Source organism: Paenibacillus sp. J31R109 (genome assembly GCF_059692055.1).
Window position 1 is genome coordinate 195372 of the sequence record NZ_JCAUAR010000009.1, and the last position, 23173, is coordinate 218544.

17 protein-coding genes are annotated in these 23173 nt (G+C 47.5%); 7 read left to right on the forward strand and 10 right to left on the reverse strand.

Features of this window, described 5'->3' with window-relative positions; translation table 11 throughout:
• Genes AC58QT_RS22260 through AC58QT_RS22275 form a run of 4 tightly spaced genes read right to left on the reverse strand, consistent with a single transcriptional unit; the run spans position 1 to position 4639 of the window.
• The gene (locus AC58QT_RS22260) at positions 1 to 1200 is read right to left on the reverse strand and encodes an MFS transporter (RefSeq protein ID WP_497410960.1); all 1200 of its coding nucleotides are present in this window, start codon (positions 1198 to 1200) and stop codon (positions 1 to 3) included.
• 21 nt (positions 1201 to 1221) lie between these two features.
• Positions 1222 to 2085 carry a carbohydrate ABC transporter permease gene (locus tag AC58QT_RS22265; protein ID WP_310500038.1) on the reverse strand — a complete coding sequence of 288 codons (864 nt, stop codon included), beginning with the start codon at positions 2083 to 2085 and terminating at the stop codon, positions 1222 to 1224.
• A gap of 13 nt (positions 2086 to 2098) precedes the next feature.
• On the reverse strand, positions 2099 to 3064 hold the full coding sequence (locus AC58QT_RS22270) for an ABC transporter permease (protein ID WP_497410961.1): 966 nt from the start codon (positions 3062 to 3064) through the stop codon (positions 2099 to 2101).
• Positions 3065 to 3112: 48 nt separating this feature from the next.
• Positions 3113 to 4639 (reverse strand): extracellular solute-binding protein, encoded by a 1527-nt coding sequence (locus AC58QT_RS22275; RefSeq protein ID WP_497410962.1) that lies wholly within the window; start codon positions 4637 to 4639, stop codon positions 3113 to 3115.
• 328 nt (positions 4640 to 4967) lie between these two features.
• Here AC58QT_RS22275 and AC58QT_RS22280 point away from each other — a divergent pair, with 328 nt between their 5' ends.
• On the forward strand, positions 4968 to 7250 hold the full coding sequence (locus tag AC58QT_RS22280) for a helix-turn-helix domain-containing protein (protein ID WP_497410963.1): 2283 nt from the start codon (positions 4968 to 4970) through the stop codon (positions 7248 to 7250).
• Positions 7251 to 7278: 28 nt separating this feature from the next.
• On the opposite strand, the gene AC58QT_RS22285 is transcribed toward AC58QT_RS22280, so the two are convergent.
• Both AC58QT_RS22285 and AC58QT_RS22290 read right to left on the reverse strand, forming a co-directional pair.
• Complete coding sequence (locus tag AC58QT_RS22285; RefSeq protein WP_497410964.1) at positions 7279 to 9066, reverse strand: ABC transporter ATP-binding protein; 1788 nt, start codon at positions 9064 to 9066, stop codon at positions 7279 to 7281.
• A 184-nt stretch (positions 9067 to 9250) separates the two neighbouring features.
• The gene (locus AC58QT_RS22290; protein WP_497410965.1) at positions 9251 to 10303 is read right to left on the reverse strand and encodes a GGDEF domain-containing protein; all 1053 of its coding nucleotides are present in this window, start codon (positions 10301 to 10303) and stop codon (positions 9251 to 9253) included.
• 193 nt (positions 10304 to 10496) lie between these two features.
• Between AC58QT_RS22290 and AC58QT_RS22295 the strand changes: the two genes are divergently transcribed.
• The 6 genes from AC58QT_RS22295 to AC58QT_RS22320 all read left to right on the forward strand — a co-directional run bounded on the left by AC58QT_RS22295 (position 10497) and on the right by AC58QT_RS22320 (position 18586).
• Positions 10497 to 12755 carry a helix-turn-helix domain-containing protein gene (locus tag AC58QT_RS22295; protein WP_497410966.1) on the forward strand — a complete coding sequence of 753 codons (2259 nt, stop codon included), beginning with the start codon at positions 10497 to 10499 and terminating at the stop codon, positions 12753 to 12755.
• Between the two features lie 239 nt (positions 12756 to 12994).
• The gene (locus tag AC58QT_RS22300; RefSeq protein ID WP_497410967.1) at positions 12995 to 13951 is read left to right on the forward strand and encodes an ABC transporter permease; all 957 of its coding nucleotides are present in this window, start codon (positions 12995 to 12997) and stop codon (positions 13949 to 13951) included.
• A gap of 17 nt (positions 13952 to 13968) precedes the next feature.
• Positions 13969 to 14847: a carbohydrate ABC transporter permease gene (locus AC58QT_RS22305; protein ID WP_497410968.1), complete on the forward strand. Its 879-nt coding sequence runs from the start codon at positions 13969 to 13971 to the stop codon at positions 14845 to 14847.
• Between the two features lie 71 nt (positions 14848 to 14918).
• Positions 14919 to 16451 (forward strand): extracellular solute-binding protein, encoded by a 1533-nt coding sequence (locus AC58QT_RS22310; protein WP_497410969.1) that lies wholly within the window; start codon positions 14919 to 14921, stop codon positions 16449 to 16451.
• A gap of 55 nt (positions 16452 to 16506) precedes the next feature.
• Entirely contained in the window at positions 16507 to 17232 is a 726-nt protein-coding gene (locus AC58QT_RS22315) for an SDR family NAD(P)-dependent oxidoreductase (protein ID WP_497410970.1), read from the forward strand.
• 190 nt (positions 17233 to 17422) lie between these two features.
• Positions 17423 to 18586 carry an iron-containing alcohol dehydrogenase gene (locus AC58QT_RS22320; protein WP_497410971.1) on the forward strand — a complete coding sequence of 388 codons (1164 nt, stop codon included), beginning with the start codon at positions 17423 to 17425 and terminating at the stop codon, positions 18584 to 18586.
• Positions 18587 to 18651: 65 nt separating this feature from the next.
• On the opposite strand, the gene AC58QT_RS22325 is transcribed toward AC58QT_RS22320, so the two are convergent.
• The 4 genes from AC58QT_RS22325 to AC58QT_RS22340 form a co-directional block, all read right to left on the reverse strand.
• The gene (locus tag AC58QT_RS22325) at positions 18652 to 20979 is read right to left on the reverse strand and encodes an ATP-dependent DNA helicase (RefSeq protein WP_497410972.1); all 2328 of its coding nucleotides are present in this window, start codon (positions 20977 to 20979) and stop codon (positions 18652 to 18654) included.
• A 78-nt stretch (positions 20980 to 21057) separates the two neighbouring features.
• The gene (locus tag AC58QT_RS22330; protein ID WP_497410973.1) at positions 21058 to 22467 is read right to left on the reverse strand and encodes a M23 family metallopeptidase; all 1410 of its coding nucleotides are present in this window, start codon (positions 22465 to 22467) and stop codon (positions 21058 to 21060) included.
• A 126-nt stretch (positions 22468 to 22593) separates the two neighbouring features.
• Positions 22594 to 22821 carry a cold-shock protein gene (locus tag AC58QT_RS22335; RefSeq protein WP_028555205.1) on the reverse strand — a complete coding sequence of 76 codons (228 nt, stop codon included), beginning with the start codon at positions 22819 to 22821 and terminating at the stop codon, positions 22594 to 22596.
• 90 nt (positions 22822 to 22911) lie between these two features.
• Complete coding sequence (locus AC58QT_RS22340) at positions 22912 to 23112, reverse strand: cold-shock protein (protein ID WP_056622333.1); 201 nt, start codon at positions 23110 to 23112, stop codon at positions 22912 to 22914.
• Positions 23113 to 23173: the final 61 nt, after the last annotated feature.

Here is a 23173-nt window from a genome sequence, read left to right on the forward strand (position 1 = left end):
TTAAGCTTCTTTAGCGATTTTACGATCTGATGGCAGAGCTAGCGTAAGCAAGCCTAGCAAAGGTAAAAAGGACGTTAGTTTAATAACAAACGATAGACTGGTAGCATCAATTAATCCGCCTAATGCAACGGATCCGAGGCCGCCCATACCGAAAGCAAGCCCAGTAATCAGTCCGGACATGGTCCCGACACGCCCTGGAATTAGCTCCAGCACGTACACAACAGCGACGGAAAAACTCGACATTTGAATAAAGCCAATCACAGCAAGCAGTGGATACGACCACATCGGGCCAGCATACGGAAGAATAAGCGTAAAAGGCAAAGAAATCAGAAGCGCGTACAGGACCGTTTTGCGTCCAAAACGATCCGCTACCGGCCCACCTAGGAAAGTCCCTACTGCCCCAGCGCCTAAGTAGACGAAGATATACACTTGAGCTGCGCTTGCACTAAGATGGTAAGTCTCTGATAGGTAGAAGATAAAATAATTTGTAATCCCCGCCCCATACCAAGAGCGCCCGAAGATTAGTAGCACAACTAACGTAACTGCCATAACGATCTTCCGGCGTTGTCCTGACGGATTTGACGTTTTTGCAGTGGTCGCCTTCTTACGACCCGTCGCCAGCTGCCCTTTGTACTTGGCCGTAATATACAAAAGTACAGCGCAGCCAGCAGCTGCGGCTAAGGTAAACCAAAGCGAGCCTCGCTGTCCAAAGGGGTAGATCGTAATCAGCGCCAATATGGGCGCGAGAGCCTGGCCGCCGTTGCCACCGACCTGATAGATCGACTGGGCTAAGCCACGGCGCGGGCCTGCCGCCATGTGAGCTACCCGTGATGCCCCCGGGTGAAAAACCGCCGAACCAAGACCGACCAATACAACCGAAAGCAGTATCCACGAGTAGGAAGGCGCAAAAGCAAGTGCGATCATTCCCGCAAGAGATGCGACCATCGAGAGGGGCAACAGATAGGGCTTCGGATATTTATCTGTGTACATACCGACGAACGGCTGCAAGACGGATGAAGTCAGATTTAACATAAAGGTAATGAAGCCCAACTGGGCAAAAGAAAGCTGCAAGCTTTCCTTTAAAATCGGAAAGCTTGCTGGAATGACGGCCTGTAGAGCGTCATTAAATAAGTGAACGAGACTAATGGCGAAAAGCACACCAAACATGGCGGATTTAGTGGCATTTTGTTGCGCTGGCATGGTGAAGATCGGCTCCTTTCGTTAGCCTTTAATAGAACCGATCATGGCACCTTTGGCAAAGTACTTTTGCAAAAACGGATAGATGATGAGAATCGGCACGGTCGCAATAATGATCATGGCCATTTTAATAGAAGCACCGATATTGGGAATGTTACTTGCGGCGTCTACAGCTTCACTAGTTGTTTGCAGCAGCATCTGACGGAGCAGCACTTGCAGTGTCATCTGCTCGGGATTGCCATTGAACATGACCGCCTGAAAAAAAATATTCCATTTCGAAACAGCATAGAACAAGGTCAATGTGGCGATAACAGGAAGCGAAATAGGGATGATAATCCTAGCCAAAATACCAATATCGTTAGAGCCGTCAATTTTGGCAGATTCCTCTAATTCCGCTGGCAGCGACCTGAAAAAACTGACCATAATCATCAGATTGAACACGCTAAGCGCACTTGGCACGATCAAGGACCACAGCGTGTTAAGCATGCCAAGCTCCTTCACTAGCATATAGGTCGGAATAATTCCCCCGCTGAACAGCATCGTGAAGAATGCAAGAAAGAGCATGGTTGAGCTGCCGATGATTGCTTTTTTGGATAGCGGATAAGCCAATGAGATCGTCAACAGCATACTCAGCGCAGTGCCCGCCACCGTTACAATGATGGAGTTCTGTAGGGCACGAAGGAATAACGCGTTGGAAAAAACAGCGGAATAAGCCACAGTCGTCAAGCCCTTAGGCCACAGTAGAAACAAGCCTTCATAGACAGCTTCTGGCTTAGAGAAGGACATGGCGAGCACACTCCAGAACGGAAAGGCCATCAGCAAAGCCAGCAACCCGAGCAGGAGCCAATTAAGCCCTTCGAACCAGTTGAAGCCTTTACGTAATTTCAAGGGACATTCCCTCCTAGAACAAATAGTTATCGCTGGTTTTTTTGGCTAAGAAGTTCGATCCTAAGATCAGAACAAGACCTACCAGTGATTTAAATAACCCAACCGCGGCCGCAAAGCTGAAATTGCCCTGCAGAACCCCGACTTTAAACACATAGGTGTCGAACACTTCAGCTACATTGTTGACCATGGGGTTACCCATAATGAACAATTGGTCAAAAGATAAGTTCATAATACTGCCCATCCGAAGCAGCAGGAGTACGACGATCGTACCCATCAGCGCTGGAAGCGTAATGGCTTTCATCTGCTGCCAGCGATTGGCACCATCAACACGTGCGGCTTCGTATAGCTCCGGATTAATACCGGCAAGTGCAGCCAAGAAAATGATGGTTCCCCAGCCTGCATCTTTCCAGATGCTTTGCAGCGTAATAACGCCCCAAAATAAGCGCTCATCCAAGAGAAGCTGAACGTTCGCGATTCCGATTGCATGCAGAAACTTCGTCACAATGCCTTGCGAATTCATTAGCGTGACCGTCAATGAGCAAACAACAACCCAAGAAACGAAATGAGGTAAATAAATAACGGTTTGAATAAGCTTTTTATACAGCGCCCCACGTACTTCGTTTAGCAGAAGCGCAATCACAACAGGTGCCGGAAAATACAGCACTAGATTGAGCAGGCTGATCACCAGCGTATTGCGCAGCACCATCCAGAAGTCAGGATGATGAAATAATCGTTCAAAATGCTCGAAGCCCACCCATTCACTATGTGAAATACCGCTAAACGGATTATAATCCTGAAAAGCCATCAGAATCCCGTACATAGGTACGTAATCAAACAATAGAATAAACAGTATACCGGGCAGGGCCAGCAGGTACATATAGCGGTCAGACCATAGCTTTCTCCTTAATCTGCTCCCTCGCGATCTGACCGGGTCAGACTGCACATCAGAAACGATGCGCTCTCCCACCTGTGATAACACAACAACCCCTCCTTATCGTCCCACGGGCAGTACGGGGGAAAGGACGGCTTATTTGCCGCCTGTACCCGCATTAATTTCATCCTGCCATTTGCTTCCTTCGAAGCGGTCATACCACTGTTTCACAATTCCGTCCCAATCTTTCACATCAACCGTGCCCATGATAACTTTTACAATATTCGTATTAATAAACGTATTCGCTTCTGCACCGTATTTCGAGCCTGTTGGGGAGTATACCGTCGCAGAGGCATTCGGCATTTTCAAGTACTTTTCAAGCTTCTTGTTCCCATCAACAATGATCTGCTGCGTAGCCTCTGTACGCTCTCTGCGTAAGTAAGTCTCTTCGGTCGGTTGAATTTGCTTCGCGTATAAGAAAGCTGCAGGCACATCACGGTTGAACATGCCGTTAATTGGAGCCGGCTTGTTATCCTTCATCGTATAATGAACACCTTCCACCCCATAGGTATAGAAGTTCATCCCTTCTGGACCTGCTCCCCAATCGAGCCACTCCATCAACTTATCCAGCTTGGCCTTATCCTCTGCTGTTTTCTTCGGAATGTACAGACCGCCGTAATTGACACGCGCACCGATTCCTTGATCGCCATGAGGGCCTTTCACTGGTTCGAAGGGAACCAAAGCTGATTTCGGATTTGCTTGTGCATACGCTTCGAACTCATTAATACGGTCCATATCGCTGACATAAATACCGGCTTGGTTTTTATTCGTCACTTTCGCGTTAGCCGTTTTCCCGTCAGTCACCGCGAAGTCAGGATCAATTAGCCCTTCCTTGAATGCTTTAGCGAGCCATGTTAAATACTCTTTGTAGACCGGTGTTGCAAAGTTAGGGACATACTTCCCATCTTGTTTAATCCACGAATCTTGAATCCCGTATGCCTGTTGAAAGCCCCACAGGTTGCCGAAATCGTTGTTTGCATAGCTGATCTGGATGCCATAGGTATCTTTTTTGCCGTCTTTGTCGGGATCATTGTACGTGAAAGCTTTCGCAACTTCGTAGAGCTCGTCAATCGTTGTCGGCGCTTTAAGTCCGAGATTGTCCAGCCAGTCCTGGCGAATCAGCGGTACCGCTGTCGTCATTGGGTTACGCACGTTGGTGAACGCCCACGTCTTGCCCTCGTATTTGGCAAATTCGTAATCTTTATGCTTCTTCAAATTAGGATATTTGTCGAGCAGTTCATCCACAGGTACGAGTTGCCCTGACTTGATCATCCCCACGATGAAACCGTCCATGCTGTTCCATGAGAAAATGTCTGGAATGTCTCCGGAGGCGATCTGAACACGCAGCTTTTCTTTATATGTGTCGCTTGTATAGATGTTGTATTCGAGCTGGACACCTAACTTATCTTGCAAATATTTGACGGCAGCGTTGCTGTCGGCAGAAGTACTTGGTACGCTAAAGCCTGTTTCGTACATCATATTTAATTTGATAGGTGCCTTACTCGCTTCTTTCTTAGTTGTAGCTTCTGTCCCTTCTCCACAAGCAGTAGCAACCACACTTAGTGCCACGATAAGCGACAAGCTCGTCGCTGTTTTCCAATAAACCTTATTCTTTGTCGTCAATGGGGTCAGACTCCCTTCATTTCTATAGGCGTATAATGGATGTTCATGATATCGCAGATCTGGTTAAGCTGTGCACTCCCACAGTATAGGCCTGCTGCTTCACACGCAGCAATAATCAGTTGCGGAGTCCGACTTTTCAAGAAAAGACCATTGCCATATCGGGTAAAATGCGCCCCCAAAGCACGTTTAAGAAAGGTGTCATTTTGCAAAAACGAAGATTTCGAGAAATGATTACTTCCCTTCCGGCCAGCCTTCTATATAATGATTTTATTAAGATTGCTTATCCGCCTCAAAGATATGTTCAATAGTAGAAGGGAGTCATTCCACCATGCGGCTGCAACGCTCTAAGAAAGCCCAGACCCTCATCATGATGCTGCTTGTGGCTTCCATCTGTATGACGGTCATGGGATTTGTCGTGTACCGCGTGTCGACGAGCACCTTGACGGAAGAAGCGCAGGACGCTTACAAAGTGTCCTTGCTGCGTACACAGGATCGGGTTGAAAGCTATTTTAAACAAATGGATCAAGCTGTTCTGCAGTTTGAAAAGCTGCCTGCCTTAGACACTTTCTCTAAACTAAACGGGCAGGATCAGAAACTTGACCTGGTGACACTACGAGATACAATCGTACGGATGTATTCCTCCATTGATGATGTCGACAACGTTGCCTTATATAGTGTTGGGGATAAAAAGCTCATCGGAACCAGCCAGCAAGTCACAGCCGCGCAGGACGAGTATACCGAGGTCATCGCGAAATTCGAAAGTCTCCGTACGGAGAAGGCTTTTTTTACAATTCCAGTCAATCAATCGCCGACCAGCATCTATATCCGAAAGCTGCCCATCTTTCAGGAGGAGAAGACGGCTTATCTTCTGTTCCATATCAACCAGCGTTTTTTTGACCATATTCTAGGGACCTATGACAATGTGAAGGGGAATTATTTCATCCTCGATCAAGATGGTTCGCTCATGCAGAACCGCGGCAAACTTACGATGGAACAGCTCTTAGAAGGCTTGTCATCGTATCTCCAAGACGAGAGCTCTCTAACTTCTTCCGATCTGTTTATCACGCAATTGAAAGCCTCATATAACGGATGGGTATTTGGCTTCGCGATTCCGAAGGACGATTTCTTTACGAAAATGAATCGAATTCGCAATCTCGCCTTTCTCCTTGCTGGCCTATTGCTGGCCGCTGCGGCTGTCGGAGCTTTTCTGACAACCAATCGCTTATGGAAAGGCTGGAGCGAAATCGTGAAACTGGTCAATGACACCTCTAGTACCACGGAGCTCAAGGACGCTGAACGGCATCCAGGGGAACGTGATGAATTTAGTGCGATTTACGCGAAAATGCATCAGATTAAAGAATCACGCGACGAGTTGAAAGAACAGCTTAATGAATGGAGACCAGAGGTTCGAGACTTGTTTATCCGCAATATGCTCCGCAAAGGTTTGCGATCGCAAGAGGATTGGAGTCGACTGGAACAATATCATATCCAAGTAAGACTAGGTGCTTATAGTTGTTTTTGTATTGAAATCGACCAGTACAAGAGCATGAAAGATTTGTACACCGACGTTGATTTATATTATTTCCGATACGGCATTTCTAAGGTCATTAAAGAAGTCATAGAGGAACACGGCGCTGGTGTCGTCACCGAGCATGGAGAGGGCCGATTTCTAGCCTTATTCTCCTTGGAGGAACCCCGTATTGTGGAGGCACAGCGACAGTTCCACCACAACGCCGAGATCATGAGGGATTTCATTAAGCAATATTTCCCGTTTACTGTGTCGATTGGGATGAGCTTAGTGAGAAAAGACTATGCTTATTTAGGCATCGCTTCCGAAGAAGCGGAAGAGGCACTCAAGCATAAGCTAGTCGCGGGGGCTAATGAAGTCATTCCTTTCGAAGCTTACCGAAGAGAACCCGAAGCAGGAAATCTCGATGCTGAACCGCTCCCGGTATCGTTTCGCGAGCTAGAGAACGATATTATCTATGCGATTCAGGCTTGGGATGTCGAATTAGCTTATGCCTATGCGGATCGACTGAACATGCTGCAAGGGATTAAGACACTGAACTATCACTGGCTGCATAATAAACTTTCAGAGATGATCCTCTCTATTTACTGGACGATTAACAAAACCAAGCGTCACGCCTCCACAGAGCTGTTTATGAACAAATTAGCTCAGCTAGCAACACTAGAGGACTGGATTGCTTGTTTGAAGTCCGATGTCATCGCCCCGTTAATTGAGAGCCTTCAGCTCACGCATACTGAGCATATGCAGAGGGTCGCGCAGCAGACTTTGGCGTATATTGAAGCCCATAACGAGGAAGATCCGAGGCTTGAAGATTTATGTAAAATAGCGAATGTGCCTGCTTCCATCATCAGACAAGCTTTAAAAGAAGTACATGAAGCGACATACTCCGATCTTGTGCTGATTAGTCGGATTGATAAGGCGCAAAACTGGCTGAAACAGACCGAAATGAACATTGAAGAAATCGCATCGCGGCTGCAATATAGTAATGCTCAGAACTTCTCTCGCATCTTTAAAAAGGTGGTCGGCATACCACCTGGTCAGTATCGCAAGGAAATGAAAAACGAGCAGAACGACTACGAATAGTCGCTCTGCTCGTTTCTTTCTCTTTCCCCTACGCCATAGGAGAATGTTCCGCAATCAGCTGCTCTTGTATTTGCAACTGCTGTGTGGCAAATTCGCGATACATCTCATGCGACTCGATGAGTTCTTGGTGCGTGCCGCGGCCTGTGACGACGCCTTTATCGAGGAACACGATCTGATCGGCGTCTACGACCGTGGATAAGCGATGCGCAATGACAAGTGTTGTCCGTCCTTGCATCAGATTCTGAAGTGCCTGTTGCACGACGACCTCCGACTTGCTGTCCAAACTTGATGTCGCTTCGTCCAGCATGAGAATCTTCGGATCGCGCAGCAGCGCCCTAGCGATCGCAATCCGCTGACGTTGTCCGCCTGACAGCTTAATCCCGCGCTCGCCGACTTCCGTATCGTACTTATTCGGAAGCTCTTCAATGAAACCATCCGCATAGGCCATCTCGGAAGCCCGCTTCAGCGCCTCATCTGTCACATCATACTGCAAGCCATAGCAGATATTGTCTCGAATCGTCCCTGCAATAAGCGGGCTTTCTTGAGACACATAGCCAATCTGACTGCGCCATGAGACTAACGAGTACTGACCGATACTTTCGTTGCCTAACGAAATGTTGCCTTCCTTCTGCGAGTAAAACCGCTCGAGCAACGAGAACATCGTTGTCTTTCCGCTTCCGCTCGGACCTACAATTGCGGTAACTTTCCCCGCTTCCATCGTAAAGCTTACGTCCTTGAGTACCGATTCGCCCTCTTTATAACCAAACGATACGTTCTCGAAATTCAGCGATTGGGAAGCATCCTTGACTGGTAAGCCTGCGTGCGGATCTTCCTCTTCATGATCCAGTACCTTAAGAATGGTGTCCGTTGCACCCATCGCTTTCTGCGTTTGCGTAAAGAATTGTGTAATCTGCGTAATCGGCATCACAATTTGAAATAAATACAACATAAAGGCCACCAACTGCCCCGCAGATATCGCACCTGACGCTACACGTGTGCCGCCATAGCCGAATAGGACAACGAACATCATCAGCATCACAAACATAATTAGCGGTGACATCAAGGCTTGTATTTTGCCTTCTTTAAGTCCAAATTTGAACAACGTCTGGATCCCGGTGCTGCCTTCTTTGTACTCCACTGGCTCTGCATTAGCCGCTTTTACCAAGCGAATTTCAGATAAAACCCGGTTCAACACAGACGTGAAGTTGGCTGTTTCGGCTTGCATGCCTTTGGAGATTTTGTACATTTGCATACCTAATGGAAAAAGGATAAGAAACGCGATTGGGAATATGCTAAACATGATCAGCGTCATCTTCCAATCCATATACAAAAGCACAACAATGGACCCGATAATCGAGATGCTCCCTGTTATAAATCCAGCCATATGCTCAGCGATAAGTCCTTTGATAATTGCAGTATCATTGGTCATGCGGGAGATGGTATCGCCTGTTTGATGATTATCATAGTAGCGAACCGGCAGCACCAGCAGCTTCTTCCATAAGCGATCCCGTATTCCTGCTACTACCCGTTGACCTGAATAGTTGAGCAGGTACGTAGCCACGCCGGAAGCCACGGCTGACAAGATGAAAGCAAGTGCCATCCCGCTAATTTGCCACCAATTTAGGGATGAGATCGAAAAGTTATCCACCACATTTTTCGTGAATAGCGGAATCACCAGCGACACCAGCGTGGCAATCACGCTTAATCCTAGTGCTATACTCAACAACAGCTTCGGCGGATTCGCTCCCTTTAGTAAGCGGAGGAAACCCCGCCAATCGTTTTTTTGTTTCGGTTGTTCTCGTTTTGTCATTGCCATCTATTTCTACTCCTTTACCCGATCGGATGTCATACCATTTTTCTAAAAAATCTTCTCTAACACTGATATGATCATACTCCCCTATTTTAAACAGAATATAAACAGGATTGAATCAGCCTTAGGCGACAGGAAAAAGCCCCCTGACGAAAGGCCACACGGCTTCTCGCAAGGGAGCTCTGTTCTACTATTGCTTCATCCCTTCTTCACGAACCCATAGCAGCTGATCTTTGCCATGTGTCTTTGCTTCATATAGCAATGCATCGGCAGCGGCGACCAATTCCGATTTACCTTGCCCCTGATCACGAAGTGCCGCCCCGAAGCTCATCGTAACTTGAAAGGCAGCTTTACCATGCTCAAATACTTTGGCTTTCAGCTTATCCATAAATACTTGAAATAACTCTGTCGCCTGCTGCTGATTATTCGTATATAAAATGATCGCAAATTCTTCTCCGCCATAGCGGAAGGCGCGGCCTTGAGTACTGGGAATCGACTCGCTCAATAAGCTCCCGATCTCCCTCAGAACCATATCCCCCGCTTGGTGTCCATAGCGATCATTGATCTGTTTAAAACAGTCAATATCCCCCATCATTAGCGTAATCGCATGTTTACCCGCAACCGCTTCTCTCATCTGTTCTTGAAAGCTTCGATGATTATAAAGTCCTGTTAAGTAATCCTGCTTAGCTAAATTTTCAAAAATCCCCTTCTCCACAAAATGCTTTCGCTCCCTGGCTACAATGATACCGCCAATTACTCCAAACATAAGCAGAAAGGCAAAATTTAATAAGTGCCGGGGCAATTCAATGGGATCAAACCCGCCATCTACCAGCACTACCACAAAACAATAACCAATAATAATTATACCTGTTGCAACCATGGCTCCCCGAAAGCTCCAATATAACGAAGCGTGAAGAATAATCAAGTAAGCAATGGGGAGAAGTGGACTATGTGTCCCGTCTGTGAAAGCAATAATGGCGATGAAAGAGAAATAATCCATAACAACGCCGATTCTCGTCATAAAGCGATAAAACCCAGATGCAATAGGGGTACGATGCAAAGCAATCTCTGTCGTTGTCATGTAGAGAATAGCAACCCCTGCTAAGCTGAGAAACAGAGTTAAGTTCTGTGAGGAGCTATAGTAATTGTTGAAATACAAATAGAAAGAAGCAATGAGAAGGAACCAACGTACGCAGCTATATGCCATTTCTAAGATATGGTCCGACTTTCTAATCTTCACCATGCTGCAATCACATCCCTACCAGATGACATTCTCCCTACTGATTCTATAAAGTGACTGAAATGTCCTTCTTGTGGGCTTTTTCGCTATTTCTCGACATCGGGATTGAGAGGAAATTTTATCCTAAATAGCATTTCCTGAATAGTCCCTTGGTATGTTACAATTGGAGGCATTATATCAATGTACGGAGGAAGCTATGCTCCCGCGATACTCTTTTTTCATAAAATTGATGATATTCACGACATTGGTTAGTACGATCCCCTTACTATCACTGGGTATCTACTCTTTCTTCCAATCGACCTCGAAGGTCCAAACGAAAGTCAATGAAGCAAACGTTTTCATTTTGCAGCAGTCCCAGAACCGCGTCGAACAGATTCTTAAAGTCATTGATCAAGTATCCGGGCGCTACGCGGAAACGCCGTTAGTCGTTAATTCGGTGGCGAAGCGACTGGAAATTGAAGATTTTCAGGAGATTGATTTGCTCGTCAAAGGACTGTTGGGTGTACAAACGTATGAGCTAGGCGTTAAAGCTGTTGAATTGCATAGTCTTCAGAATAATTGGTATATCAAAGACGGCGGCTTTTATTTTGGGTCGGATAAGACCAAGGAAACTAGCAATGTGAACGTCGCTTATAATTCACGTTGGGTACCGGATGTGGGTCCATCCTTCTCAGGTATTAAGCTAGTCAAGAGCATTCCATCTACTGGATCTGAACAGAAAGGCTATTTGTCCGTTCATGTGTCCAATTCGGAGCTGGCTAAGCTGTTGACCGGCGGTTTTTCGACGCGCGAGACCATGATTCTAGATGACCAAATGAATGTCATCATTGACAGTAATCCGAATAAGGCGGGTCAAAGTGTTCGATCCGAGTCTTGGTCACAGGAATTGCTGAATACGGGCAGCATGCAGGGCTATTTCAACAGTACGATGCAAGGCAAAGACTATAGCGTGATCTATAATCAATCCAGATATAACAACTGGACCTATGTATCGATTATTCCTTTGGAAGAAGCAAAAAGGGAATCTGCCTCGATCGGCTGGGCTACACTAACAGCTTGTCTGCTACTGCTTCTTTTTACAGCGCTGCTCGCCTATTGGGGGTCCAGACGGATGTCCGTTCCCATACGCAGCTTAGTGGAATTTACAATGCGTCACAGCAAGCCAGCTAATGGTGGAACGGTTGTTAAAGATGAATTACAGTGGGTTGGGACTCAATTCGCCTCCCTGCATCAGTCCAAAGAGCAGCTGGAAGGTCAAATGAAGAGCCAATTCGGCCAGCTGGTTGATTATTTCATGTTAAAACTGTTCCAAGGTGAGATGCATCGCGGAGAGCTGCAGGAAAAAGCAAGTCAGTTTCATATTCCTGTTTGGCGGCGCTATGCCGTCATGGTTTTGCAGATTGACACCTTGGAGCACACGCGCTATAAGCCCGGCGAGCAGGACTTACTCTTGTTTGCGATCAACAATATCGCCTCAGAGCTCATCCCGCATCCGCACCGCATCCACGCCATGCCGATTGGTAACTATCAGGTGACACTGGTGGGCAGCGAAATGGATAATCATCGGGATTTGCTTAGCCAGTTGAGTGAGTTTGCCGAGTCCGTGCAGAAGGCGGCCGCTGATTTTCTGGAGCTTAAAGTCAGCGTCGGGATCAGTCGTCCGTATGAAGCCATTAATGAAACACCCCAAGCCTTCCTTGAAGCCAAAGAAGCGCTGCAATATCGGATTCGTCTCGGGGAGAAAGCCATTCTGCATCTAGATGACTTGAAGCCGCAGCAAGCGTCCCGTCACTATTACCCGCATCATCTCGTTTCCGAGCTAACGCAGGCGATTGCCTTTTTGGAAAAGGACAAGGCCGACGAGCTACTCCAGCAGTTTATTCAAGAAGTGCTCCGCGTGGAAACCGATCCTAACCTGTATCGTATCTCCTTCGCGATGCTGTTGACTGATCTAGCTCGTATTGTATATGACATGGGGGATACAGGGGAGCTCTTCTCTCATGATGGACGCAATGAATATGAGCAGCTGTTCAGCCTCAAAACACCGCAAGAAATCGAAGGCTGGTTCAAATCACACATCATTCATCCGATGATTGAGTTAGTCCGTAAGCGGCATGAATCGTCTGGCAAAAGCATTTCCCGCTCGGTCATGGATTTGGTCCATGCGTATTACGACAGTGACCTGACACTGGATCAGTGTGCTTTGCGAATGAATTACAGCACACACTATATTCGCCGCATGTTCCGGAAAGAAACCGGGATGAACTTCAGTGATTATCTAGCCAGCTACCGTCATGACATGGCGATTAGCTGGCTCAGTGGAACGGAAATGAAAATCACAGAAATTGCTGAACGCCTGCAATACACGAATGCGCAAAACTTTATCCGCAACTTCCGTAAGCTCGAAGGCATGACACCTGGGCAGTACAGAGAGCTCAAAAAGACTTCGGAATAATTACTCCTTCCTATACGTTACAAGTAGACAAGAACCTGGCCACTCGCCAGGTTTTTTTGTGTTGCGGTGCAGGATAAAGTCCATTTCAAATGATTATGGCCGAGGTCGCTAATGATTATTAATGGCGTAATTACGCTTGTTTTCGGACCGTCTTGCATGTGGAGCGCTGCTGATTATTGAAGGCAATTCTGGGCTTCGATATGCTAACGCTGTCAAACAATCAAGGAGGACGATGACTCGTGGAACTGACTTCCAAACCGTTACGATCAGATGCGGTTGCTAAGAGCAAGGCACGCCTCAGATTAAACCGTCTGTTGAAAAACAAATGGCTGTATCTAATGGCGTTACCCGGTATGCTCTACTTCATTATTTTTCGCTACTTTCCAATGTGGGGGCTGTTAATTGCTTTCCAAGATTATCAACCAGCATTAGGGATGCTTCATAGCAAATGGGTGGGTCTAAAGCATTTTGAGCGCTTCTTTTTCGATGCCTCCTTCGCCCTGTTATTTAAGAATACGATTATTATGGCTGTCTATAATTTGGTATTCTTCTTCCCGCTTCCCATTATCTTGGCCCTGTTATTAAATGAAATTCGCCGAGAAGTCTTTAAACGAACGATCCAAACAATTGTGTATATTCCTCACTTTGTATCATGGGTCGTAGTCGTGGGTATTTCCTACATCTTCTTTACAACAGAAGGCGGCATTGTGAATGATGTGCTAGCCTCCATCGGACTTCCCAAAATCGAATTCCTCATTTCCAGTGAATGGTTCCGAACGATGATCATTTCGCAGGTCATTTGGAAGGAAACCGGTTGGGGAACCATCATCTTTCTCGCTGCATTAGCAGGTGTTGACCCTCAATTATATGAGGCAGCGAAAATCGATGGGGCCGGACGTTTCCGGCAGCTGTGGCACATCACGCTTCCAGCCATACGAAGTGTCATCGTGATTCTGTTTATTTTGCGACTAGGTTCATTCCTGGATACAGGCTTTGAACAAATCTTCCTCATGCTGAACGCCATGAACCGCGACGTAGGCGAGGTATTTGATACGTATGTCTACAATGTCGGTATTCAGCAAGGTCAATTCAGCTACAGCACAGCCGTCGGCTTATTCAAATCCATTATCGGACTGGCGTTGGTCGTTGGTGCTAACCGGATGGCCAAAAAAATGGGCGAAAGCGGTCTGTATTAAGGGGGGAATTCTGCAAAATGGAAAATAAGAGCTTAGGCAGCCGCATCTTTGACGGCTTCAATTATACTTTTTTAACCGTATTCGCCTTAATTACCTTACTTCCGTTCATCTACATTGTGTCCGTCTCGTTCGCAGAGCCGGCCGAGGTGCTCAAACGTGGCTTCATTCTATTCCCAACCTCGTTCTCCTTGGAAGGGTATCGCTATATTTTCTCCACACACATTATCGTCAACAGCTTATTCGTGACCATCGGGATTACGGTTGTCGGGACGTTCATCAATCTGTTGTTCACTACGCTTCTTGCCTATCCACTATCTAGACAGGATTTCGCTGGCAGAAAACTCTTCATGATGATGATTGTATTCACGATGTTGTTCCACGGCGGTATTCTACCTACATTTCTAGTTGTTAAATCGCTTGGGATGCTCAACAGCTACTGGTCCCTGCTCATCCCGAATGCAATTAGCGCATTCAATTTGATCGTCGTCGTTAGCTTTTTTAGACAACTGCCCGAAGGACTAGAGGAAGCGGCGAAGATTGACGGCTGCAGTGACGTCGGACTGCTCTTCCGCATCGTTTTACCCTTATCAGCACCGGTACTGGCTACCTTTGCCTTATTCTATTCCGTTGGACACTGGAACACTTTTTTCAACGCCATTATGTACATCAACGATTCTAAAATGTGGCCCATCCAGGTCTGGCTAAGACAAATCGTCATCCTTTCACAAGGCGGAATTGGTGACTCGACACAGTTTGATCAAAACTACATCGCACCTCCGTCCCAAATCATTAAAATGGCGGTCATTGTCATTTCCACGGTGCCTATTTTAATTGTGTATCCATTTTTGCAAAAGCATTTTGCCAAAGGTGTCATGCTCGGTTCTGTGAAAGGTTGAAAAGGCTCCCAAAAGCTATTGTGATTGGGATGCATTCATATACAATAAGAATATGGGGAGGCAATACCACGATGAGAACACATGCAGGAATGAGAAAAGCCGGAATTGCAACGATGGGGATGATGGTAGGCGCTGCTGCACTGCTTACGGGTTGTGGAAACGATGCAAGTCCTGCAACAGGAGGCACCAGTACAAGCGCAGCAAGTTCACCTGCCACCAAAGAGCCGCTGAAACTGAGTGTCATGACCCTCATGTATGCCGAGCCGCCGAAAGCGGACAGTGAAGTTCAGAAGCAGATCGAAGCCTACACGAATACTAAGCTAGACATCTCCTGGGTCCCCAACTCCTCCTACAAGGAAAAGGTGAATGTTACGATTGCTTCCGGTGAGCTGCCAAAGGCACTGCTTGTACAGAACAATAAGGATTCCAATATTTTGAGTGCTGTACGTGCAGGTGTATTCTGGGAAGTCGGTCCTTATTTGAAGGACTATCCGAATCTAGCGAAAATGAACCCCTCTGTCTTCGACAACATTAAAGTGGACGGCAAAATATACGGCTTGTATCGGGCACGCGATTTGGCGACGTACGGCGTTATTTTCCGCAGCGACTGGTTAAAAAATGTTGGGCTTAGTGCACCAAAAACCATAGATGATTTGTACAATGTATTTAAAGCGTTCACATTAAACGATCCCGATAAAAATGGCAAAGCAGATACCGTTGGCTTGACCGAAGAGAAAACGATGGACGGATTTGGTGTCATAGCTTCGATCATGGGCGCACCGAACAGCTGGGAAGTGAAAGACGGCAAATTAAGCCCTGATTTCTTAGCGCCGGAGTATTTTGAAGCGATGAAATTTTATAAAAAGTTGTACGATGAAAAGTTGATTAAACAAGACTTCCCTGTGCTGAACAACCAACAGAAGAAGGATGATATCAACCAAGGCAAGGCTGGAGCCGTTATCTCCAATTTAATTGACGGCGCCGCTTATCAGGCAACGCTCGCTAAATCCTTCCCAGGCTCCGATGTCGACGTTGTAAGCCGAATTCAAGGTCCTAAGGGCGAAAGACTGCCTGGCGGCGTAGGCTATAACAGCGTGTTCATGTTCCCGAAATCAAGTGTGAAAACAGAGGCTGAATTGAAACAAATTCTTGGGTTCTATGACAAGCTTTCCGATCAGAAAATGCTGGATTTGCTAGGCTGGGGAATTGAGGGCAAACATTATAAAACCGAAGACAGCAAACCGGTATTTATTGATCAAAAGCTGCAAGACACCGAAGTAGGATCCAGCTACTTGCAATTACAGATTGCCAAATATACAGCCAAAACAACAGGTAAAGAAACACCTCTGATGGAGAAGTACGGCAAAATGATCAAAGAAAACGAAACGATTGCAGTTAACAATCCAACAAACCCGCTCGTGTCCGAAACGCAAACAACGAAAGGCACGGAATTGAAGCCGATCATTGACGATGCTCGCACGAAATTTATCCTAGGCAAGCTGGATGAAGCCGGTTGGAAGCAAGCGATTGACCAATGGAGAAAAGCAGGCGGCGACAAAGTCATCGAAGAATTCAGTGCGCAATACGCTAAGAACGGTAAATAAGTTTAGAACAGGAGGGGCATATTTGCCTCTCTTTTCTGTAGAGGAGAGAGCCCAGATGACAGTTCAGCGATCCGTATGTATTTCCGGCACAGATAGAGGCATCGGTTTGGCACTCGTTAAGGATTACCTCTTGGACGGGTATACCGTTTTTGCCGGTGGTATTACCACAGAGAATGAAGCATTAGCTCAGCTTAGCACCCAATTTCCAAATCACCTACATACTTCCTTTCTGGATGTGGGCAGTGACGAGAGTGTAAAGGCGTTCGCTGCGTTCATCGCAAGCAAGACCGACAAACTTGAACTGCTCATTAATAATGCAGCCATTCTGGGGGATATGAAGCAAACGATTACGGATGTTATTGATTTTGATGAGATTCAGCGAGTCTATAATATCACGGCCATCGGTGCTATTCGCTTAACGAACTCCTTAATTGAACCGATCCTGCAAGGTGGCCAGCTCATCGTGAACATATCATCCGAAGCAGGTAGTATTCGGCAAAGCCATCGCGAGTCCTGGTTCGGTTACAGCATGGCGAAAACGGCATTAAATATGGGATCAACCATTATACATACTACGATTCGCAAACAAGGTGGGCGCGTTCTGTTGATACATCCTGGTTGGGTAAAAAGTGCGATGAACGGGACATGGAGTGATGCAGGAACATTTACTCCTGAAGTCGCAGCAGCCAATATCAGACATACGATTAGGCTTTATCGTGATCAAATTCGTGAACAACCACTTTATTTAGCTGCCGATACAGGGGAAGAATTGCCTTGGTAGGCGTATTTTAGGCTACTTAAGGGCAGTTTATAGGAAGGGTTTACGGGATCACGGAGGCGTGAGGCTTGGTTACAACAACGTTACACCTCCGTGAGATCGCACCGTTCGCTAGTTTTGTATTTGTCCCATGGTTACTATACAATAGTAAGAGGGGAATCCATTCCCTAGTTATGTTCGAGGAGGTATGATCATGAATAATTTCACATTCCATAATCCAACTACCCTACATTTCGGTCAAGGACAGTTAGACAAACTAACGACCGAAGTACCGAAGTATGGGAAAAATATTTTGCTTGTCTATGGTGGAGGCAGCATCAAAGCCAATGGTCTCTATGACAAAGTTGTTACCCTCTTGCAAGATCTCGATGCAACCATCGTAGAACTTAGCGGCGTTGAGCCGAACCCGCGTTTAACGACTGTTCACCGCGGCGTAGCCCTGTGCCGTAGTAACAACATCGACCTCATCCTTGCAGTAGGCGGCGGCAGCGTGATTGACTGTGCCAAAGCGATCGCAGTTGGCGCCAAGTTCGATGGCGACTTCTGGGATATCGCAACCCGCAAAGCAGCAGCCACAGGCGCGCTTCCGTTAGCAACCGTGCTGACCATTGCGGCGACTGGCTCTGAAATGAACTCTGGTTCTGTTATTACCAATTGGGAAACTCAAGATAAACTTGGCTGGGGAAGTCCATTTTCATTCCCGAAATTCTCAATCCTTGACCCTGCTCATACGACATCCTTGCCTGAAAACCAAACCGTTTACGGCATGGTCGATATTATGTCTCACGTCTTTGAGCAATACTTCCATCATGGCACGAACTCCCCTATACAAGATGGGTTCAGCGAAACGATTCTGCGCACAGTTATCGATGCAGCCCCACTCTTGTTGCAGGATCTGCACAATCTAGAACACCGTGCAACCATTCTGTACAGCGGTACGATGGCGTTGAACGGAACTCTAAGCATGGGGATTCGCGGGGATTGGGCGACACACAATCTGGAGCATGCGGTTTCCGCTGTCCATGATATTCCGCACGGCGGCGGTCTGGCCATCCTGTTCCCGAACTGGATGACCCACACCCTCGAGTCCAACGTGGGACGCTACAAACAGTTCGCGCAGCGCGTCTTCGGCATTGATGCCGCTGGCAAATCCGACAAGCAAGTTGCCGAGGAAGGCATCGCGGCATTGCGTGCGTTCTTCACCAGCATCGGCGCACCTAGCCGACTGGCTGACTACAACATCGATGACTCCACGATTGAGCTTATGGCCGATAAAGCCATGATTTACGGCGATTTCGGTAACTTCCAGAAGCTGACTCGCGCCGATGTCGTGAAGATTTATCAAATGTCGCTATAAGCATAGCGAGCATGAAGAAGCCGCACTCCAAGGTCAACCTTGGGGGTGCGGCTTTCTTTGATTCCCTATCGCTGCACAGGCAGCACTTTGTGGTCACGCCACTCTTCTGGCAGCAGACGCTGATAACGCGGCTGCAGGTAGCGATCGTCGATCAGCAGCAGCACACCGTGATCCTTTTCGGATCGGATTAACCGTCCACCAGCCTGCTGCACTTTGTTCATGCCGGGGTAGACATAGGCGTAGTCGTAGCCGTTTTTGCCTGTACCCTCCATATACTCCTTGATCAGGTTGCGTTCTGGTCCTAACTGCGGCAAACCAACGCCCACAACGACGACGCCCGTTAAGCGATCGCCAACGAGGTCAATGCCCTCGGAGAAGATGCCGCCCATCACTGCAAAACCCACTAACGTCATCTCCGCTCCCGCCTGAAACGCCGCTAGAAAGTGCTCCCGCTCCTCCTCTGTCATTTTGGCCTGCTGAACGATTACGTTGAGCTCAGACTCCTCCGCCTCTTCGCCTACAAGATCCGTGAAAGCCTCGTACACACTGCTCATATACGCATACGATGGGAAAAACACGAAATAATTACCCGCTCGTCCCGTGACCAGCTCATAGATGGAACGCGCAATCTGCGTACGACTATGTTCCCGGTCCTGGTAACGGGTCGAAAGCGGCTGCACGAAAACCTCCAGCTGCTCCTTAGCAAAAGGGGACGGCACCGTCACCGAGTAGTCGTCTTCTCCCGCCCCTAACGTGTCCATGAAATAGGACAAAGGGGATAGCGTAGCCGAGAAAAACACGTGCGCCCGATACCCCTTCCCCATCTGCCGTAGTAGATGGGAGGGATCTAGACAAACGAGCTTCACGCTGACCTCGTTCCGATCATTGACAGCTAGCGTGACATATCGCTCGTCGTATAGCTTGGAAATGCGCACGAAATTTTGTGCACCGAAATACGCATCCAAGAGTACCGCATTCACAGTGTTACCACCAGCTGATCTTGCTAACTCCTTTTCAGCCTCCGATATAAATGCCTCCACATGCACCAATAATGATTCCGGCATCGCCGACTCCACCATCATCTCGCGATCCCCCATCTGCTTGCGGAGCGCAATAAAATATGTGTTAATCGCCTTCGCCGCGTCATGAACCTCTTTACGAACACCCTTGAACTCCCGTTGCAACGTAAGGAAAACGGATTTATGAAGCTCACTTGCATACATTTCCCGTGCTCGATCCACTAGATTATGCGCCTCATCAATCAGCAAGGCTGTTTTGCGCTTTTGCTCCTCAAACAGCCTTTTCAAATTCACACGTGGGTCGAAAATATAGTTATAATCACAAATCACCGCATCCGCCGCATAGGCCACGTCCAACGAAAACTCAAACGGGCACACCCGATGCTTCTGCGCATAAGCCTCAATGACAGTACGTGTCATCACAGTTTCTTGCTTGAGCAGATCCAGCACCGCCCCATTCACCCGATCATAATAGCCATCCGCGAACTCACAATGCGCTGGCGTGCACCGGACCTCGTCCTTCAAACACACTTTTTCCTTCGCCGTTAGCGTAACCACATGCAGGTGCAACCCTTTGTCCTGTAAAAGGTAAAAAGCCTCCTCAGCTGCCGTACGCGTTATCGTCTTCGCCGTCAAATAGAAAAAACGCTGAAGCAGCCCTTCCCCCATCGCTTTCACTGACGGAAACAGCGTCGACATCGTCTTTCCAATCCCTGTTGGTGCCTTAGCAAACAACTTATGCTCATCCTGGATGGTTTTGTACACGGCCCCAACCAGTTTACGCTGCCCTTCTCGGTACTGCGGAAAAGGGAAGGACAGCTCCTTGATGCTCTGATTTCTACGCTGCTCATGGTCAAACTTCACTTGCGCATACGGATAGTAAGCTTGTATAACCTCATTCACAAACTGCTCCAGCTCTTCGTAAGTAGCCTCCCTCACAAAATGCCGAGTCTCCTCCGTATCGACTTGCGTATAAGTAAGCCGCACACCCATATGGTTCAGCCCACGATCATGGGCCACCATGTACGCATAGCACATCGCCTGTGCCCAGTGCACAGGATAGGAATTCTCCTCGATAAGAGCAATATCCGAAGACGTTGATTTAATCTCATCTACGGTTAGCCGATGGCTATCTGGCTGGACAAGCAGCCCATCGCAGCGTCCATCTATTTTAAATAAAAGCCCCTCATACGCGATCTCCGCAGAAACATATACTTCATGTTCATCTGATTCTCCGTATTGCTTTTGCAGCCTCTGATGCGCCTTCGTGCCATCTCTCAGTGCCTTACTCGACCGAAATTCCGTATCAATACTACCACTGCTAAACACATATTCCACAAGCGAACGAACCGATATCTGAACAAGAGGTAGCATGCCACGTCTCCATTATTAGAACATTTGTTCCTAATTATACCATGTGTATCGGTGAAATACTACTTATCGCTTCCCTGATCATTTCACCCACTGAAACGGAGTCGTATTAAAAAATAAGTCCGGATTAGCCTGAATATTATGCGCCCAAAATGTAAAATGCAGATGCGGCCCTGTAGAGAACCCCGTCGTGCCGACAAGCCCAATAATGTCACCCTGCTTGACGCGGTCGCCCGTTTTCACACGCAGCTCAGAGAGATGCGCGTACTGCGAGAACAGCCCCATCCCATGGTCGAGATAGATGGAATTACCGGTCAAATACAGGGGTTCGGCTAGCGCGACGACCCCATCGTTCGTTGCCTTGATCGGTGTGCCTTCTTTGGCGGCCAGATCAAGGGCCATATGCGCGCTGTCGTATTTCCCGTTCACATAACGGGTGTACCCATACGGCGTGGTCAAAATCCCCTCGATCGGTTTCACGAATGGTCCGCGGAACAAAAAGGTAGGCTCCGACTTGCTGCGCGCCAGATCAATCTTTTTCTGATCGGCATTGATGCGCGCCGTATCTTGTTTCATGCTTTCCATTTGCTCCGTAACCTTCAAATACTGTGTCTCGAACTTCTTCGCCTTGATGGTCAGCGTCTGATCACCAATCGGATATGTGCCTACTTTGACACTCATCGGGATTGGCAGATAAGTGAAGTACCCCGCCTCATAAGGCTGAAGCGTATACGTCTTTCCCTGCCAACTAATGCTGCCTGGCTCCTTATGACGCACAAGCACGATATCACCCGGCGAAGCTTGCTCCGGGATGAGCTTCCAGCTAGAACCAATAGCCGCTTTAGCACTTGCCTCATCTATATATAAAGAAGCCTCCGCTTTGAGCTTGGCCAGATGCGTTTTCTCACCCAACATAATCGCCTTCGCGTCTTCCGTCATGCCGTCTATCCACGTCTGTCCGCCATCCACGGTGAGCACGAGCGGGCTTTTACTATTCGTTGTGCTGGGCAAAAGAGCCCACCCAACCTTCGGCGTCACGAACTGTGACTGCTTCACATCAAAAACTGTCCCGTTCAGCGTAATGATATCTACACGCTTTGGAACGGTTGCTGCTCCCGGCACGGCAGGTGTCCCTTCAGCTTCCAAACTTAACAGTTTGGCAATGGCGTCAATTCCCATCGCATCTGCCCCGCCATCCACGGATGGTGCTTCCGTCGCCAGTGCTTCCTGCCAATGCGCGCCGCCATCCGACGTTTGAGCCATCCCGTCCGCATACTTCACCCAGCCGCGTTCGAGATCAAGCATCCGGAACTCCAAAGCTTCACGCGGTGTTGGCGTTGGCACGGGGGTTGCTGCTATCGTGTCAGGTACCTTCGTTTTCAGTGTAACCGATGAGCCAAAAGGATTTTTCCCGATAAGAATTACCGCACATGCCGCAAGGATGCAAGCGCCGACCAGCAGTGGCCACTGACGCCTTTTTCTCGGTCTCACAGATGTTTCTACCTCCTTGAGTGACGATGGGTTGTCCAGCTGCGCAACGCCTGCGTCTTCTGATTTCACTCTTCTCATGGTAACACAAAAAACCCGAAGACAGCTATGCCTCCGGGTTTTACGACGCTATATTTGTACGCCCTTTTTGAGCGTTTTCTGATCACTATTCGTGTTATTAACTAATGGAAGTAACTTGACACTTCGAATCATTGTGGACTGACACAAATGGCATGTCGGCACGTGATCGAATGCAAAATTATCTCGCATCCAGCCTTTACAGCCTTCATTTTCACAAGACCATACCGTCACATTTTCTAGAGGCATCTCTTCAAGCGACTTTTTTCTGGAATACATGGATAAACCTCCTTAGAGTACTAAGCATCAGCTAGCTTTAAATTGAAAAAGACTGCCATTACTTAAGTAAAGGCAGTCTTTTTAATTATATTACAGTTTTACAACGTTTTCTGCTTGTGGTCCGCGGTTACCTTGAACTACGCTGAATTCAACGGATTGACCTTCGTCCAAAGTTTTGAAACCTTCACCTTGGATTGCGGAGAAGTGAACGAATACATCGTTGCCGCCTTCAACTTCGATGAAACCGAAACCTTTTTCTGCGTTAAACCATTTTACTGTACCAGTAGCCATTGTGAAATACCTCCAAAAATTATTAACATGTTTTTTATTCTTCAAAGAGAAAAAATTCACA